Source organism: Uliginosibacterium silvisoli, assembly GCF_036017035.1.
GTDB lineage: Bacteria > Pseudomonadota > Gammaproteobacteria > Burkholderiales > Rhodocyclaceae > Viridibacterium > Viridibacterium silvisoli.
Window position 1 is genome coordinate 571,161 of sequence record NZ_JAYXHS010000001.1, and the last position, 16,054, is coordinate 587,214.

Below are 16,054 nucleotides of genomic sequence, written 5' to 3' on the forward strand. Positions count from 1 at the left end.
TCTGGAAGCGCGTTGATTTTGCAGGCCGTCACCCGACTTCCCGGCAAGGCCTGGATTCACTGGGAGTATCAAAGTGATGGAAGCTACAACCTACCGCCCCCTGCCACAGACGCACATTCCCGCGACGGGCTGTTACGTCCTGCAAGCATTCAACCCTCCTGCGGTCGATTCGGACTCCGCGGCCGTGCTGGCCATGACCGACCTGTCGCGCGTGCCCGCTGCAACCATCTCGCCGCTTGCCAGTGTGGAAGAGGCCAATCAATCGATGATCCTGCGCGGCGTCCGCCTGCTGCTGGTGGTCAGCGAGAGCAGCAGGATCGTCGGCGTCATCACCTCGACGGACACGCTCGGCGAGAAACCGATGGTGACCGCACAGAGCCGCAGTGTCCGGCGCAGCGATCTGACGGTCGCCGACATCATGGTGCCGGTGAGCAACGTGGAAGCCATGAGCATCGAAGACGTCAGGAGATCATCGGTCGGTGATATCGCCCTCACGCTCCAGAATGCCGGCCGCGCCCACGCGTTGGTGGTGAGCGCAAATGCACAGGGCGCCCTGTCGCTGGTGGGGATATTTTCGGTGTCGCAGATCGCGCGGCAACTGGGCATCCCGATTCAGACGCATGAGCGCGCGCGAACCTTTGCCGAAGTGGAAGCGCTGATCGCCAGCGCGTGATTCGCCGCGACAAGCCCCGGACTGGAGGAGGTGTCACTCCAGCCGGACGGCGCTATCGAAAATCCAGCTGCGGCGAATCTCTATGACGTCGTACTCGCGCGACAAGGCTGTCGAGAACGCGGCGTAAGGCGCCTGGTTCTGCACGATCTGGCGTATTGCTTCGTCGACGCTTGGCACGCCGCTGGAAGTCACGAAGGTCACTTTCTCGATGGTGCCATCAGCGCGGATTGCCACGGTCACGAGCGGCTGGGTATGACGCAGCCTGGCCAGCTCACGGACGGTATCAGGCGGCGTGTTGAGCTGGATCTTGCGGACCCAGGCTTCGCCGTACAACACCATCTCGACGTTGGGATCGCTGCGGCCGAAAAGCCGGCCGCGACGAATCGCACTCGAGATGGGCAATAGCTTGGGAGAAAGCCCGGCAGTGCGTGCAGCCGCATCACGCTTGGCCGCCTCCTCGTCCAGTTGCCGGCCGATCGCGCGCAACCGCGCCTCCCGGGCGGCTTCCTCCGCCTGAGCGATCTGCTCGCGGCTCTTCTGCTGATCCGCTTTCTCCTGCCTTGCAGCTTCCTGTCGCGCAGCCTCTTGCGCCGTGGCCAGACGGGCGGCCTCAAGGCGTGCCGCTTCCTGGGCCTTCTCGCGCTGCAGCTGATCCTGCCGGGCCTGCTCTTGCCGCGCACGCTCCTGTCTCGCGGTCTCCTGCCGTGCAGCCTCCTGCCTTGCGGCTTCCTGACGTTCGCTTTCCAGCCGTGCCGCTTCAGCACGTTCAAGCTCCTGTCTGGCTGCGGCCTGTCGCGCGGCCTCCAGCCTTGCTGCTTCCTGCAGGGCTCTTTCGCGCTGCAACTGTTCCTGGCGAAGCTGCTCCTGTCTTGCACGCTCCTGCCGGGCGGACTCCTGTCTTGCCGCCTCTGCGCGTGCAAGCTCCTGCCGCTCCGCTTCCTGGCGCGCGGCTTCGGCGCGTTCGAGCTCTTGTCGGGCAGCCGCCTGCCGTGCCGACTCGAGCTGTGCCGCAGCCACGCGAGCGGCCTCGATGCGTATGGCTTCCTGCTTCGCTGCGTCCTGCTTCGCCGCCTCCTTTTTCGCAGCCTCCTGACGTTCCGCCTCGGCACGTTGCAGCTCCAGTCGCGCCGCTGCGAGGCGTTCGGTTTCGGTCTGTGCGGCGGCAAGACGGGCTGCCTGCTGCCGGGCGACTTCCTGTTGCGCGTCCTGTTGTCGCGCGGCCTCCTGGCGTTCGGCCTCCTTACGCTCGGCCTCACGCGTCATCTCGATCAAGGCAGCCTGCCGTCGGGACGCCTGCGCAGCGTCTTCCTTCTCGCGTTCGATCCTCGCCAGTTCGAGGGCGCGCTCGCGCGCCACCTTCTCGATGCGTTCCTGTGCCCCATCCATGGCCACCGGAATCTCCGCCGCGGGGCCGCTTTGTTCAGGGGCAAGCTCAGGCAACCTGAGCGGTGACGTAGATGGCACGGCGACGATGGTCGCCGCCGATGGCAAGAGGGACGTCATGACCGGCGCAGGAGGCGGTGTCGACGGCTGCCCACTCGCCGGTACCGGAGTACCTTCGTCCGGCCCCCCTGCACGCGCCTGGGCCGTAGGCGCGGCTACGGCCAGGTCACTCGCTGCCGCTGCTTTCTCCATCGGGTTGGCGAGGGAGTCTGCCGTCGGCCCGGCATCAATCGCACGCTCACCGACGGTGGCGGCGTCCAGCTCGGTCTGCGGCAGCTGCACCGGCGCCGGCGTCACGCGCGGCGCGAGCACCACGCGCAGATCATCTGCACGGAAGCGCTTCTCTTTCCAGGGGAAATCCAGGCCCGGCAGCCCGAAGCCGTCGCCAAAGCTGAGGCTCAGCAGCAGCGCATGAAACAGCAGCGACAACAGCATTGCCGTGCTCAGCCGCCAGGGCTCGCGCAGACGATCGGGGTCTGATCTCAAATCGGCAGCCCTGTTGCGGGATGGCGCCTCGGGCGATGCCGGATCACTTCGTCTTTTGTCATCTTGGCGCTGCGTTCCATGCGGGCCGGAATGGTCAGGTGTCAGGGGCAAAGGAGAGAGGCGCACAGCCTTCGTCCGGGCGATCTTCGACGATCTGCGGGCAGGTACGCAAGCAGCCTGTCGGGTGGCGCGTCGCCAGCGCAGCCGGCACTGACCAAACCGGCCCTACAATGAAGCCCCACGCCACACACCGGAGCCGCACCATGAGCACTCTCTACGACATTCCCCTCAAACGCATCGACGGTGCCGCCGCCAGCCTGGCCGACTATCGCGGCAAGGTACTGCTGGTGGTGAATGTCGCATCGAAGTGCGGCCTGACGCCGCAGTACGAGGGCTTGGAAAAGCTCTACGAAGACAAGCGTGCGCAGGGGCTGGAAGTGCTGGGCTTTCCGGCCAACAGCTTCAAGGGCCAGGAACCGGGCACGGAAGCGGAGATCGCCGAATTCTGCTCGCTGACCTACGACGTGCAGTTCCCGCTGTTCTCGAAGATCTCCGTGGTCGGTGCCGACAGGCATCCGCTCTACGCCGCGCTCACCGGTGCGCAGCCGGCATCGATCGGCGAAGGGCCGATGCGCGAACGCCTCGCCGGCAAGGGCCTCGCCACGGGCGGCCCAACTGACGTGTTGTGGAACTTCGAGAAATTCCTCGTCAATCGACAAGGCGAAGTCGTGGCCCGCTTCTCGCCCGATGTGACGGCTGACGATCCGCGTCTGTTGCAAGCACTCGACAGCGAACTGGCCAAGGCCTGAGCCTCGCCCGCACGACGCGCCCCACCGGAGAGACTCGCATGACAAATGAAACATTCGCCACACCCGATCCACTTGAATGGGGTGATGGTCGCAAGATTCTCGAAGTATTCCTGGAGCCGACCTGCCCTTACTCGGCACGCGCTTTCAGCAAGCTGGATGGCCTGCTGTCGCGTGCAGGTGCAGACAGACTGACGATCAAGATACGCCTGCAGTCGCAGCCCTGGCATATGTTCTCGCCGATCACGACGCGCGCCATCCTCGCTGCATCGACCGTGCCGGGCGGGCGCGACGCAGCGCGCAAGGTGATGGCGGCCATCTACGCGCATCGCGAGGAATTCGAACCTGTCGAGCATTGCCGTGGGCCTTTGCTCGATCTGTCTGCCGCACAGATCCTTGCGCAGATCGAAGCGCGCAGCGGCATCGCGCTACGCGCAGCATTCGAGCAGAGCGAGCTGACACTGGCCGTCAAATGGCAGGCCCGCTATGCGCGTCAGAATGGCATTCACGTATCGCCAAGTTTCATGATCGATGGCCTGCTCGTGCCGGACATGAGCAGCGGCGATGACATCGATGCCTGGCTGAAGAAGCTCGGGCTCGGCTGACGGAAGGGCCTGCCTTGGCGCATCAGGAAATACTCAGGCTGCGCACGGCACGCCGCGGCACGCTCGAGATCACACGGGAAGTCGCGGCAGTCGTGTCACGGGCGAACGTGCGGACGGGCCTGGTCAACGTATTCACGCAACACACCAGCTGCTCGTTGATCATTACCGAGAACGCAGACCCTTCCGTGCGTCGCGATCTGGAGATGCTGGCACAGCGCTGGGCGCCTGACGGCGATGCCGATTACGTGCATGACGCCGAGGGCGACGATGACATGGCCGCCCACGCCCGCACCGTGCTCACCGCCGTCTCGCTCAGCGTGCCGATAGGCAATGGCGAGATGCTGCTGGGCACCTGGCAAGGCATCTTCCTGTGGGAGCATCGTACCCACCCACATGCGCGCGAGGTCGTGATTACCGTAACGGGCTGAGCGGCGCATCTGCGCAATGAAAAAGGGCCGCAATTGCGGCCCTTTGCGAGTGCGGAAGTGCGGGTATTACTTCACGGCGAAGCAATACAGGCGCCCGGCGCCACCGGACGAAGCCAACGCCGGATCGCTACAGCCGCGCGAGGGATGGGAGTTCACCCAGGATTTTGCCGGGGGCATATCGTTCAGGCCCTGACGATCGTGATGCCCCACCTGGGCCGAGCCATCGCTGCCACTCTTGGTCCAGTTGCCGCACGTGGTGTCATCCGAACCCACGAAAGCCATGCCCTGGGTGTCCGACCCGGTCAGGATGTCGTGCATGTTCGGCTTGTCGCCGCGGCCATTCAGCACCTCGCCTTTCTCGGTGAGTGCAGTTTCCTTGGTGAGATTGCCGCCGCGATGCAGGTCGTCCACGTTCTGTGCGATCAATACACCCTTGGCGTTGTACCAGGGTCCCTTGCCAATACGGTCGCGCGCATTGACGGCTTTGTCGCCACCCGTTGCCTGTGTGCTCAGGTAGGCATGCCAGGTGCGTTTGCCGGCCCCCGCTGCCGTGGCCAGCGACTGGCACAGCTTGTCGGCCCCTGCCAGCCCGCCGAGGTCTGCGCCCTTGCCGCCGCCGGTACTACTCACGAAGAAACCCATCGCAGGCGTCTTGTCAGCGGCATACACGCTTGAAGCAATAACCAGTGACGACAGGGCCAGCGATGCTGACAGCGTTGTGACGAACACGTTTTTCATCTGCACACTCCTTGATGTCATGCGTTGGGGAACAAGCTCTGCGCAACTGGCTGGCGCTGGTAAAAGGTAGCAGACCTGTGCGCAACTGGATATGGCGAAGCCTTTCCAGCGCGAGACAGTCAGCCCATACCTCGTCAACATGGCATGCCGTCCGGAATTCCCTGTCGCACGAAAAAACCGGTCCCGCGCTGGCTATGCGCTGCCGGCAAGACGATGGAATTTCGCGTCAGCCTTGCCGATACGCGCCGGGCGTCGCCAGTTTGCGTCGCGCAGGCAGGCGGGAATCTGCGCTTCCACGCCGAGCAATGTGGCGAACACCGCCATGCGCACGGCCACACCGTTGTCGGTCTGGCGGAAGATGGCCAGACGCGGATCAGCATCCAGATCACAGGAGAGGTCGTTGGCTTCCGGCGCACTGTCGCGTGGCAGCGGATGCAGGATCACGACATCGGCGGGGGCCAAGCGGGAAATGGCGCTCTTGTCGATACGGAAACGCGCCGGATATCCCTCCGCCGCCTCTTCCTGCATGCGCTCTTTCTGGATGCGTGTTGCATAGACAAGATCGGCGTCGCGCAAACCGCCCTGCAGCGTGCTGTGCTGCGTGACCTGATGGCCGAGCGTCACGGCCGCGTCGATCAGTTCCGTCGGCATTTCCAGCCCGCCGGGCGCCACCAGCTTGAAGCTCAGCTGACGATACAAGGTGAGGATGCGGAACAGCGACTGCACGGCACGGCCGTGGCGCAAGTCGCCGACGAGGGCCACCGTTGCACCATCCAGCGTCTTACCGAGGCGCGCGAACTCCTTCTCCATGGTGTAGACGTCGACCAGCGCCTGCGTCGGATGCTCGCCCGCGCCATCACCGCCGTTGACCACCGGTACCTCGATGTTCTCGGCGAAGCGTGCGACCGAGCCTGTCTCGGGGTGGCGCACGACGATGGCATCGAAGTAACCGGCCACGACGCGACTGGTATCGGCGAGGGATTCACCCTTGGCCATCGATGAGAAAGTAAAGCCCGTCGTATCGCACACGGCGCCGCCGAGCCGGCAGAACGCCGCGCCGAATGACAGCCGGGTCCGCGTACTCGGCTCGAAGAACAGATTGCCGAGCACCGCACCTTCGAGCACGCGGCAGGTCTTGTGGCGTTGGGCAACCGGTTCGAGCGAGCCGGCCAGCCGCAACAGATCGCCAAGGGAGTCACGCTGGAACTGGGTGACGCTGAGAAGATGCGGCGCCTCAGGCGGACAGATCCGGTCGCGCAGCGACGCCGCCACAGCCGTGTCGAGGCTGGCAAGCCCCGGCCAGCGGCTTTCGATAAGCAGCCTCACGGCATCGGGCATCTGCCGGTATTCGCGCGACGTATCCGGCAACAGCCAGGTATCGAGCGCCCGGCGCTTGACGCCGAGGCTGTTGGAAAACATGTCGCGGGTCATGCCGAGGGCCTTCATGGCCGCTCGCAACAAGGATTGCTGATATGTGCGCAATGCGTACTCCCGAAAAAGAAAGAATCTCGATTCCGGGAGTTTGCCGCGGCTTTGGCGCCGCGCCTGCATGCGCAGAGCGCATACAGCCGTGACGAACTCAGTCCGTCAAGGCAACGTAGACGTTCTGCACGTCATCGTTCTCATCGATGGCGGCGAGGAAGGCCTCCACTTCTTCCAGTGCCTCGGCGCTCAGGCTGGCTGCGCTGACCGGGTTCTTCGGCTTGTAGCCGAGCTTGGCGGAGAGCACGTTGAAGCCGTGGTTGCCAAGTGCCTTGCTGACCAGATCGAGCTCGGTCGGGTCGGTATAGAACAGGGTCGTGCCTTCTTCCTCGCCCGCCTCCAGATCCTGCGCGCCGGCTTCGATCGCCGCCTCTTCAGGATCGACGCCCTTGGTCGTGGGCTCTGCTTCGATCATGCCGAGATGGTCGAAATCCCAGGCCACCGAGCCTGATGTTCCCAGCTGGCCCTTGCGGAAGAGCACGCGCATTTCCGGCGCCGTACGACGCACGTTGTCGGTGAGGCATTCGACCATCACGGCCACTTGATGTGGCGCGAAACCTTCGTAGATGACGTGCTCGAAGCTGACCGGATCATCCGTCAGGCCAGCACCTTTCTTGATGGCGCGCTCCAGCGTGTCCTTGGTCATGGAGGCCTTCTTGGCCTGCTCGACGACCAGGCGCAAGCGTGCATTGAGTGCGGGATCGGCACCACCGCGCGCGGCGATCATGATTTCCTTGGCCAGCTTGCCGAAGATCTTGCCCTTGGCATTGGCTGCGATGTCTTTATGTTTGGCTTTCCACTGCGCGCCCATGGCGAGTGCTCCTGGTTATGTAGCTGAATAGGGTTTTGAACGGCGGGAGACATCCGCCTCCTGCACGCACGTGTTTCAAGACGGCTGGCGCTAGCGTGCTGCCGCGGGGATCAGCCCCTGATCGATCATGGCGTCGGCGATGGCCTGCACTTGCGGCGTCATCGGACGCTTCGGGTTGCCATCGAGCAAGGTCTTGTAGTGCCACACGGGCAACTTCTGCGCGATATGCACCAGGGAAACATCCAGATCGATCGTGCGCAGACCCGCGATCTTGCCCCCGTTGAGAATCACGTCGGCATCTACCGGCTTGATCACCAGCACATAGGGCAGTTCGGGCGGCAGCGCAGCACCGGGGATGCGTAGTTTGACGGGAATGCTGGTCCCGGCAAAGCCCGGGGCAATGTTCTTGCCCAGCTCGGCCATGAAGAGCTGCACCACCTTGTCGAGACCCGCATGCTCCTTCTCGGCCACATCGTGCCAAGCGATTGGCGCATTCGCTTCGATCATGACGCTCATGCCGGTAACAGGCGCAGGCGGCTCGACCAGTTTCCTGCCGTTGTGGGCGGCACAGCCCGTGAGCGCGGCAGCGCAGCTTGCGGCAATGAAAAAACAGGCCTGACGGCGGGAGACATGCATGGCGGAACCCTTGAACAAGCAGGACAAAAACGGAGAGGCGCAAGAATAGCAGGCAAGAACAGTAGCCGTCCTGCCAGCTCCGCCGTCTGCCGCCGCGCCCCGGATGCAGGCGAGCCAGGAAGGCATCTGTCGCCGGGTGGCAACAGTTCTGCCCTGTACCATTACAAAACCTTACATCTTGATGTCGGCGCCTGCCTTTTGCGGGGCGTTGTTGATCGCACAGGACGTCATGTCCGATCAAGGAGACTCACGATGAAACCCGTACGCACCCTCGTTCTTTCGCTGCTGGGCTACGCCGCAGCACTTGTCCCCGGCATCAGTCAGGCCCATGGTGTCGAGCTGGCCTTGCCAGGCGTCAGCGTGCGCTTGCCCGCACCCCCGATACTGCCTCTGCCCGTGCCACAGATTGTTGTCCGCGGTGGCTATACCTCCTACGACCGCGGTCCGGAGTATCGCCGCATGCCCCCACCACCGCCGCGCTACTACCGCGAAGACTGGCGCCATAGCCGCTGGGACGATCGCCGTTATGATCATCATGATCACCACGACCATGGTCGCCACGGCGGCTGGCGTCGCTAGGACAGTCAAGGCGCCGGGGCCAGCCGGCACATCATGACTCTGTAAAAGAAGGAAGGCCGGGCGTGTTGCACGCCCGGCCTTCCTTGCGCTTTCTGCGCCTGTTTTGCCCCAGCGGTAGCGAAGGGTCGCGGGAGCGGCGCTTCAGAGCGCTCCAGCGCTGACGTAATGATGATTGCAAGCAGCACACAGCACGACAAAACGGGAAGTCACGCAAACATCCCGGATGCACCGGGGATATCCTGATCAACGACAATGCGCAGCTGTCGCACAAGCGCGTCTTGCGCACGCGCTCTCACCCGCCATTTCACCCGCCGCCACGCCTAACCGCTGATGAATCCGCCCATGAATCTCCTCCGTCAGGCTTTGACCATTGCACGCATCGAGTTCGGCTACTTCGCACGCTATCCCAAGTTATTGCTGGCCGCTGCCATCGTCGTGCTGATCCCGGCCCTCTATGTGCTGATCTACCTCGTCAGCGTGTGGGATCCGGCGGCCAATACGGGCGCACTGACCGTGGCCATCGTCAATCAGGACGAAGGCATGACCTATCAGGAGAAGACGTTCAACATCGGCGAGGACGTGGTGACACGCCTCAAGGCCAGCGGGCGCTTCGGCTTCAAGGAATTCCACGATGAGAACGAGGCGCGGCGACTGGTGCGCGAGGGCAAGCTGGTGTTCGCCCTGATCATTCCGCCGCAGTTCAGCTCCAACGCCATTCCCGGCATCCTCGTCGGTGCCGGCAAGCCGGTGATTTACGTGTCCGAGGGCAATAACTACGAAAGTGCCGCCATGGCCGCGCACTTCGCGGAAATCCTCGGCCAGCAGATCAACGAGAGCCTCAACGAGAAGCGCTGGGCAATGGTGCTCGCCAGCGCCGTCGGTTCGCAGCAAAGCGTCGCCGCCCTGCGCGCTGGCGTGGCGCGCTTGAATCATGGCGCGCACGAACTGAGCTCGGGCGCGGTACAGACGGCGGAGGGTACGAAGACGCTGGTGACCGGCAGTAACCGTCTCAACGAAGGCGTCGGCCAACTGACTGCCGGCGTGAAGCAACTCGACAACGGGCTACGCCTGATGGATTCGCACCGGCCGACGAATACGGAACTGAATCAACTCAAGATCGGCGCTGACAAGCTGGCCGCCGGCAACGTCGAGTTGCGCCAGGGCATGGGCGACCTGAAGGCGGGCAGCCAGCAATTGCTCGACGGCATCCAGCAATTCCAGTCCGAAGCGAGCGCCAGCCTGTGGGCGCCGACCGCCCTCACCGATGGCTTGCGCAGCCTGAACCAGGGCGTAACGAAACTGGACGCCGGCATTGCCACGGCCGGCGAAGCGCAAGGCGCGCTGACTGACGGAGCCGACCAGCTCGGTACAGGTGTGGGCAAGCTGGTCAGCGGCATACGGACCCTCGGCAACGGCATCCACAGCATGGTCGTGCGACTCCCGCTGAACAGCCAGCTCGACCAATTGAACTCGGGCGCAGAGATCCTCGCCTCTGGCGCAAGCAAGCTTGAAAACGCCAACCAGAGCGTTGCCAAAGGCGCACAGATGCTGGCCATGGGGCTCGATGAACTGCAGCGCTCGCTGCCGGGCAACATCACCAAGCCGGACGGCAGCCCTGAAGGGCTGGCGCACTCCGTCGAGCCCATCGTCGAGCGCGTCGCAAACGTGGAGAACAACGGCAGCGGCTTCGCCCCGAACGTCATTCCGATGGCATTGTGGCTGGGCGCCGGCATCGTGATCTTCCTGTTGCACGTGCGCGTCCTGCCGCTTGAAGCGGAGGGTTTTGCAGCGCCCGCGCAGATGCTTGGCAAGGTGATCCTGCCTTCTGCGCTCGTACTGGTGCAGGCGCTCGTCGTGATGCTGGCCGCGCGCTTCATACTCAAGGTCGAAGTGGTCCACCCCGGCGCATTTGCGCTGACGATAGGCGTCGCCTCCGTGAGTTTCCTGCTCATCAGCTTTGCCCTGGCACGCGCCTTCGGTGATGCCGGCAAGGCCCTCGGCATGGTGCTGCTGGCCGTGCAGCTGGCATCCTCGAGCGCCATCATGCCGGTGGAGCTCAGCGGCAAGCTGTTCATGACGCTCAGCCCGTGGCTGCCGCTCACCTGGGTGGTCAAGGCACTCAAGGCAAGCATGTTCGGCGCGTTTGACAGCGTCTGGCATACCCCCTTGTTGTATGCCTCGCTGAGCGGCGCCGTCGCCTTTGTCATGGGCTGCACGATCGGCAAATGGCGCTTCGACTCCAGCGCCAATACGCGCCCCGCCATTGAGCTCTGAGGCGGGCAGCCCCGCTCTGCCCAGCAGTACTGGACTACGCCAAGGCTAGACGGGCATGATGTGCCTGCCCGGGCCTGCGGATACCCGGCATACGTGCAGCACTGACAATATTCTTCAGGGAGAGCGCAATGAACATCGTGGAGCGGGCAAAGAACATCCTCCTGTCACCGAAGTCCGAATGGCCGGTGATCGAGGCCGAGTCGTCGTCGGTCAAGTCCATCTACATGGAATACCTGGTATTGCTGGCGCTGATTCCGGCGGTCGCCGGCTTCATAGGCATGTCACTGATCGGCTACTCGGCCTTCGGCGTCTCCGTGCGCACACCTATCGTATCCGGCATCGCCAACATGATCCTGGGCTATGCCCTGTCCCTGGTCACGGTGTTCGTCGTCGCGCTGATCGCTGATGCCCTGACGGCGAACTTCGGCGGCCAGAAGAATCCGCTCAACGCTTTCAAGCTGATCGCTTTCAGCATGACACCCGGTTTGCTCGGAGGCATCTTCAGCCTGATCCCCGCACTGGGCGTACTTGGCCTGCTGGCTTCGCTGTACGGCGTGTACCTGCTGTACCTCGGCGTGCCCACGCTCATGAAGGTTCCCGAAGACAAGGTAGCGCCCTACACCGTGGTACTGGTGATCTGCGCCATCGTCGTCTCGGTCGTCATCGGCGCAGTCGTCGGCATCGCTTCCAGCGTCGGCGTGCACTGAGGCGTTCGATACGCGTCACGATCACGCCCTGCCCCGTCGCCCTGCTGACATCGCATGACATCCGCCTGTGGCGGGCCTACTATTTCAGCAGCGCGTGTTTCGTGCAACTACTCGCCTGCAAAGACGGTCTCAGGAATTCATGCGGCAGTGCTGCGCCATGGATGACGGACGCGGCACGCCAGATCGTCACCAGAGGGGCACGCCTTCCGCTGACACCACATCGGCCCATTCTTCACGCAGTCACAGGAGGTTCACATGAGCGACGAAACCAGCACATCCACCCTGATTGAAGAATCGCAGGACATCCTGCGCCAGACCGAGGCCCTCATGGCCGAAGCGGTCAACGCGACAGGTGAAGAAGCCAAAGCCCTGCAAGCACGCGTCGTGCGTGCGCTGGAGCGCGCCAAGCTCAGCCTCGGCGAGGCCGAAAAGGCTGCGCTGGCCAAGGCCGGCAAGGCGGCGAAAGCCACCGACACCTATGTGCGTGACAACCCGTGGAAGGCGGTCGGCCTGGGCGCAGCCATCGGCGTCGTCGTCGGCATGCTGATCGCGCGCCGCTAGGGCCTGTCGATGCGCCTGCCCTTCGTGGATCGTTTCCGCCGCCTGGCCGCCAACGCCAGCGGCCTGGTCGGCACGCGCCTGAGCCTGTTCAGCCTGGAGTTGCAGGAAGAGCTGGAGCGCCAACTGGGGCACCTGGCGCTGCTGCTCGGGCTGTTCGCCTTCGGCTCACTGGGCTTCGTTTTCGCCGCAGTGTTGATCCTGACCTTTGCGTGGGAGCATGGCCATCTGCTGGCCGCGGTCGCCGGCATAACGCTGGTCTGCGTCGTCGGCGCGGCGGCATGCGCAGTCCTGTTGATCAAGCGCGTGCGCAGTGCGCCGCAACCCTTCAACGAAACACTGGCGGAGTTCAAGCGCGACGAGCAGGCCCTGCGCGGCACCCCCGCCAGCCCGCCCAGCCCGCCCAGCGCCACCACGCCTACGCCAGGAGCCCGAACATGAAAGACAGCAAGCGTGTCCGGCAACTCCGCAAGCAAGCCCTGTGTCTGCAAGCACGACACTATCGCCTCGCATTGCGTCACGAGTGGTCCGGCATTGCCGAGCCCTTTGCCAGCAAGGGCGGCAGTGCGGACAGCCGCCACCTGCTGGGGATTTTCGGCGGCCTGATGTCGGTGCTCCCGAGCAAGTGGGGACGCATCCTGAGCATCGGGGTGCTGAGCTGGCGCCTCCTGACCCGCCTCGGAAACTCCCGCAGCACCTGATCGAATGGATGCTGTTGCCATGAAGCATGCTCTAATGGGAACCATGAGCCTTTGTTTCGGGGAACAAAATGGCATTCGGCAAACCGGCAGCAGCAGCGCAGGGTGAGCGCTGGAAAATTCCACTCCACGTTGTCACATCGGTCGGCACGATCGCGTTGCTGGTCATCGTTGCCTCGGTACTGGCATGGCATGCCTACAACGGCACGCGCAAGGTCCTGCTGTCCTCGGTCGATGAATCCATAACGCATGTCTCGCGGGTGCTGCGCGACCGCATCGACAGCATCCTGCAGCCCGCCGAAAACCAGATCGATCTGCTGGCGAATTACGACATTGCCCGCGCCCATACGCCAGAGCAACGTCTCGCCGCACTGCCGGTCATGCGCTCGGCAATCGCCTCCAACCCCCTGCTCGACGCCATCTATGCCGGTTACCCCAACGGCGAGTTCATCCTCTTCCGGCCCCTGCGCACGCCCGCCCTCAAGCAGATGTTCCGCGCCCCGCAGCAGGCGGAACTGCTGGTGCAGACGCAGACTGCCCAGGCAGACGGCAGGAATGCCGGCGAATACCGTTACTACGACAGCAAGGGACAACTGCTCCAGCTGGAAGCACGCAACGATTATGTGTACGACCCGCGGATCCGCCCCTGGTACATCAGCGCCGTGGCCTCGGCCCAATCCGTCATGGTCGAGCCCTACATCTTCTCGACAACACGCGCCATCGGCTCCAGCCTGGCGCTACGCACGAGCGAGCCTGGCGTCGTCGTGGGGCTGGATGTCACCCTTGCCAGCCTGACGCACGAGATCGCAGCCCTGCGTGTCACACCGGGAACGCGCATCGTCGTCGTCGATAGCGGCAACTATGTCGTCACCAGCGACAACGGCCCGCGCGACATCGTCGTGGATGCCAGCGGCAAACCCATCCCGCAGAAGGTCGAGGCAATCGAGACCCCGGCGCTGGGCGCGGCCGCCGGACTGCCCGTCCGCGACATCCAGCGCCAGCACCAGCGCATCCAGGGGAGCGACTGGGAACTGGTGTCCATGCCGATTACATTGCGCGCGCACGGCAAGGCCTTGCGCCTGCTGATGGCCGTGCCGCATGCCGAGCTGTTTCGCGAAGCCCGCACCTTGTTGCGGCGTCAGCTGATGCTCACCCTGCTGCTGATCCTCGCCTCCGCGCCTGCCGGCTACTGGCTGACCCAGCAACTGGCGAAGCCACTGCGCTCGCTGGCCCATGACACGCGCTCTGTAAGCAGCTTCGATTTCGCCAGCAGCAATGTGCGTCGCTCGCGCATTGCCGAGGTGGACATGCTGGCGACGGCCACCATGCAGATGAAATCGACGATCTCGCGCTTCATCGACGTCAGCGCCGCACTCAACTCCGAGACGAGTCTTGAGCGCTTGCTGGAAGTCGTGTTGGGCGATGTGATCGCCACGACGCATGCGCGCTCGGGGGCGCTCTATCTGTACGACCCCGACACGAAAACCCTGGTGCGCTCGCAGGAGCAGCTCACTGCCGCCGCGCACGCCAGTCATGCGGAGACACTCTCGGCGGCCAGCCACCCCTCGCATCCCGCCACCCAACTCGTCGCGAACCGGCGCAGCATCGTCGGCGTAGCCGAAGCCGACGGCCCGCAGCTGGTCGCCGTCGCCCTCGAAACGCTGGGCAAGGATTTCGTCGGGGCGATCGTGCTGGAGCTGCCGCAGTCGCTGGCCGCGGTACAGGCCGGCGGACGCAATCCCCAGCTGGCCTTCATCGAGGCGCTGTCATCCACAGCGGCCGTGGCGATCGAGACGCGTCACCTCGTCGACAGCCAGAAGAACCTGCTCGAATCGCTGATCCAGTTGCTGGCCGGCGCCATCGACGCCAAGAGTCCTTACACCGGCGGCCACTGCCAGCGCGTACCCGCACTTACCAAGATGCTGGTGCACGCCGCCGAAGATGCCACCGACGGCCCCTTCAGCGACTTCCAGCTCAATGCAGATGAATGGGAGGCCGTGCACGTCGGCGCCTGGCTGCATGACTGCGGCAAGGTCACGACACCGGAGTACGTCGTCGACAAGGCGACCAAGCTGGAGGGCATCTTCAATCGCATTCACGAGATCCGTACGCGCTTCGAAGTCCTCAAACGAGATGCCGAGATTGCCTACTGGCGCAATCGCTCGCAAGGCACGCCGGAACAGGAGGCCTGGGCTGAGCTGCAAGCCCGCTGGAAAGCGCTGGATGAGGATTTCGCCTTCATTGCGGACTGCAACGTCGGCGGCGAGTTTCTCGACCCGGCCAAGATCGAACGCATCAAGACCATCGCTCAACGTCCATGGATGCGCACGCTGGACGACAGGCTGGGACTCTCACGCGAAGAAGCCCGTCCGCTGCAAGGCATTCCGCCGCAGGCGCTGCCCCATGTCGAAACCCTGCTGGCCGACAAACCGGAGCACCTCATCCCGCGCCCGGCCGAAGAGCAGGCCACTGCCAGCAAGGACGCGCGCTTCCAGATCAAGGTGCCGAAATACAAATTCAATCGCGGCGAGATCTACAACCTCGCGATCAGTCGCGGCACGCTGACCGAAGAAGAGCGCTTCATCATCAACGATCACATCGTGCAGACCATTGTCATGCTCGAGCGCCTGCCCTTCCCGCGTCACCTGCGCAGCGTGCCGGAGATCGCCGGCGGGCATCACGAGCGCATGGACGGGCGCGGTTACCCGATGGGGCTCAAGCGCGAAGACATGAGCGTGCCAGCACGCATCATGGCGATCGCCGACGTGTTCGAAGCCCTCACGGCTGCAGACCGCCCCTACAAGCTACCGAAGACCCTGTCCGAATCGCTGGGCATCATGGCGCGCATGACGCGCGAGAATCATCTGGATGCGGACCTGTTCGAACTGTTCCTGCGCTCCGGCATCTATCGACAATATGCCGAACAGTTCCTGCTCGCCTCACAGATCGACGAAGTGGATATCGAGGCGCTGCTACGGGTGGGTTGAACGCAGGGCGGAACCCCGCAGGAGGCTCCATCAGCCGCTGAAAGGCGACCTTGCGCAAAGTATGTAGCGGGCCAGGCGGCTCGCGCGGAGCAATGCATCTGCACGGCGAACGAGCCAGCAACGCCCGCCACTGGCGCAGCCCG

Annotated in this window: 16 protein-coding genes; 11 read left to right on the top strand and 5 right to left on the bottom strand. The window is 64.0% G+C overall.

Annotation, left to right across the window (positions count from 1 at the left end; genetic code table 11):
• The first annotated feature begins 193 nt into the window (after positions 1-193).
• Positions 194-673, top strand: a complete 480-nt coding sequence (locus VVD49_RS02635; RefSeq protein ID WP_327597572.1) for a CBS domain-containing protein — start codon at positions 194-196, stop codon at positions 671-673.
• A gap of 33 nt (positions 674-706) precedes the next feature.
• Here the strand turns inward: VVD49_RS02635 and VVD49_RS02640 are convergent, their stop codons facing one another.
• Positions 707-2,602, bottom strand: coding sequence for a TonB C-terminal domain-containing protein (locus tag VVD49_RS02640; RefSeq protein ID WP_327597573.1), 1,896 nt, complete (start codon positions 2,600-2,602; stop codon positions 707-709).
• 263 nt (positions 2,603-2,865) lie between these two features.
• On the opposite strand from VVD49_RS02640, the gene VVD49_RS02645 reads away from it, so the two are divergent.
• The 3 genes from VVD49_RS02645 to VVD49_RS02655 are packed head-to-tail and all read left to right on the top strand — an operon-like array spanning position 2,866 to position 4,441.
• Positions 2,866-3,411 (top strand): glutathione peroxidase, encoded by a 546-nt coding sequence (locus VVD49_RS02645; protein WP_327597574.1) that lies wholly within the window; start codon positions 2,866-2,868, stop codon positions 3,409-3,411.
• Between the two features lie 38 nt (positions 3,412-3,449).
• Positions 3,450-4,013, top strand: coding sequence for a DsbA family protein (locus tag VVD49_RS02650; protein ID WP_327597575.1), 564 nt, complete (start codon positions 3,450-3,452; stop codon positions 4,011-4,013).
• 14 nt (positions 4,014-4,027) lie between these two features.
• Positions 4,028-4,441 (top strand): secondary thiamine-phosphate synthase enzyme YjbQ, encoded by a 414-nt coding sequence (locus VVD49_RS02655; RefSeq protein ID WP_327597576.1) that lies wholly within the window; start codon positions 4,028-4,030, stop codon positions 4,439-4,441.
• Positions 4,442-4,507: 66 nt separating this feature from the next.
• Here VVD49_RS02655 and VVD49_RS02660 read toward each other — a convergent pair whose 3' ends face one another.
• The 4 genes from VVD49_RS02660 to VVD49_RS02675 form a co-directional block, all read right to left on the bottom strand.
• Entirely contained in the window at positions 4,508-5,179 is a 672-nt protein-coding gene (locus tag VVD49_RS02660; protein WP_327597577.1) for a hypothetical protein, read from the bottom strand.
• A gap of 192 nt (positions 5,180-5,371) precedes the next feature.
• Positions 5,372-6,661, bottom strand: coding sequence for an aspartate carbamoyltransferase (locus VVD49_RS02665; RefSeq protein WP_327597578.1), 1,290 nt, complete (start codon positions 6,659-6,661; stop codon positions 5,372-5,374).
• 97 nt (positions 6,662-6,758) lie between these two features.
• Positions 6,759-7,472, bottom strand: coding sequence for a YebC/PmpR family DNA-binding transcriptional regulator (locus tag VVD49_RS02670; RefSeq protein ID WP_327597579.1), 714 nt, complete (start codon positions 7,470-7,472; stop codon positions 6,759-6,761).
• Between the two features lie 90 nt (positions 7,473-7,562).
• Entirely contained in the window at positions 7,563-8,108 is a 546-nt protein-coding gene (locus VVD49_RS02675) for a hypothetical protein (protein ID WP_327597580.1), read from the bottom strand.
• Between the two features lie 252 nt (positions 8,109-8,360).
• Between VVD49_RS02675 and VVD49_RS02680 the strand changes: the two genes are divergently transcribed.
• From VVD49_RS02680 to VVD49_RS02710, 7 genes are all read left to right on the top strand, one after another.
• Positions 8,361-8,687, top strand: coding sequence for a hypothetical protein (locus tag VVD49_RS02680; protein ID WP_327597581.1), 327 nt, complete (start codon positions 8,361-8,363; stop codon positions 8,685-8,687).
• 342 nt (positions 8,688-9,029) lie between these two features.
• Positions 9,030-10,961 carry a YhgE/Pip domain-containing protein gene (locus VVD49_RS02685; RefSeq protein ID WP_327597582.1) on the top strand — a complete coding sequence of 644 codons (1,932 nt, stop codon included), beginning with the start codon at positions 9,030-9,032 and terminating at the stop codon, positions 10,959-10,961.
• Between the two features lie 128 nt (positions 10,962-11,089).
• Positions 11,090-11,668: a Yip1 family protein gene (locus VVD49_RS02690; protein WP_327597583.1), complete on the top strand. Its 579-nt coding sequence runs from the start codon at positions 11,090-11,092 to the stop codon at positions 11,666-11,668.
• Positions 11,669-11,923: 255 nt separating this feature from the next.
• The gene (locus VVD49_RS02695; protein WP_327597584.1) at positions 11,924-12,229 is read left to right on the top strand and encodes an ElaB/YgaM/YqjD family protein; all 306 of its coding nucleotides are present in this window, start codon (positions 11,924-11,926) and stop codon (positions 12,227-12,229) included.
• 9 nt (positions 12,230-12,238) lie between these two features.
• On the top strand, positions 12,239-12,667 hold the full coding sequence (locus VVD49_RS02700) for a phage holin family protein (RefSeq protein ID WP_327597585.1): 429 nt from the start codon (positions 12,239-12,241) through the stop codon (positions 12,665-12,667).
• Positions 12,664-12,927 carry a hypothetical protein gene (locus VVD49_RS02705; RefSeq protein ID WP_327597586.1) on the top strand — a complete coding sequence of 88 codons (264 nt, stop codon included), beginning with the start codon at positions 12,664-12,666 and terminating at the stop codon, positions 12,925-12,927. The genes VVD49_RS02700 and VVD49_RS02705 overlap by 4 nt, the downstream gene beginning before the upstream one ends.
• Before the next feature lie 68 nt (positions 12,928-12,995).
• On the top strand, positions 12,996-15,911 hold the full coding sequence (locus VVD49_RS02710; protein ID WP_327597587.1) for an HD domain-containing phosphohydrolase: 2,916 nt from the start codon (positions 12,996-12,998) through the stop codon (positions 15,909-15,911).
• Positions 15,912-16,054 lie beyond the last annotated feature (143 nt).

Bases quoted from the DNA above. Each gene is read 5' to 3' on its own strand.
- VVD49_RS02705 (WP_327597586.1), top strand. From the start codon at position 12,664: ATGAAAGACAGCAAGCGTGTCCGGCAACTCCGCAAGCAAGCCCTGTGT.
- VVD49_RS02685 (WP_327597582.1), top strand. From the start codon at position 9,030: ATGAATCTCCTCCGTCAGGCTTTGACCATTGCACGCATCGAGTTCGGC.
- VVD49_RS02680 (WP_327597581.1), top strand. From the start codon at position 8,361: ATGAAACCCGTACGCACCCTCGTTCTTTCGCTGCTGGGCTACGCCGCA.
- VVD49_RS02700 (WP_327597585.1), top strand. From the start codon at position 12,239: ATGCGCCTGCCCTTCGTGGATCGTTTCCGCCGCCTGGCCGCCAACGCC.
- VVD49_RS02695 (WP_327597584.1), top strand. From the start codon at position 11,924: ATGAGCGACGAAACCAGCACATCCACCCTGATTGAAGAATCGCAGGAC.
- VVD49_RS02675 (WP_327597580.1), bottom strand. From the start codon at position 8,108: ATGCATGTCTCCCGCCGTCAGGCCTGTTTTTTCATTGCCGCAAGCTGC.
- VVD49_RS02690 (WP_327597583.1), top strand. From the start codon at position 11,090: ATGAACATCGTGGAGCGGGCAAAGAACATCCTCCTGTCACCGAAGTCC.
- VVD49_RS02660 (WP_327597577.1), bottom strand. From the start codon at position 5,179: ATGAAAAACGTGTTCGTCACAACGCTGTCAGCATCGCTGGCCCTGTCG.
- VVD49_RS02670 (WP_327597579.1), bottom strand. From the start codon at position 7,472: ATGGGCGCGCAGTGGAAAGCCAAACATAAAGACATCGCAGCCAATGCC.
- VVD49_RS02710 (WP_327597587.1), top strand. From the start codon at position 12,996: ATGGCATTCGGCAAACCGGCAGCAGCAGCGCAGGGTGAGCGCTGGAAA.
- VVD49_RS02635 (WP_327597572.1), top strand. From the start codon at position 194: ATGACCGACCTGTCGCGCGTGCCCGCTGCAACCATCTCGCCGCTTGCC.
- VVD49_RS02645 (WP_327597574.1), top strand. From the start codon at position 2,866: ATGAGCACTCTCTACGACATTCCCCTCAAACGCATCGACGGTGCCGCC.
- VVD49_RS02650 (WP_327597575.1), top strand. From the start codon at position 3,450: ATGACAAATGAAACATTCGCCACACCCGATCCACTTGAATGGGGTGAT.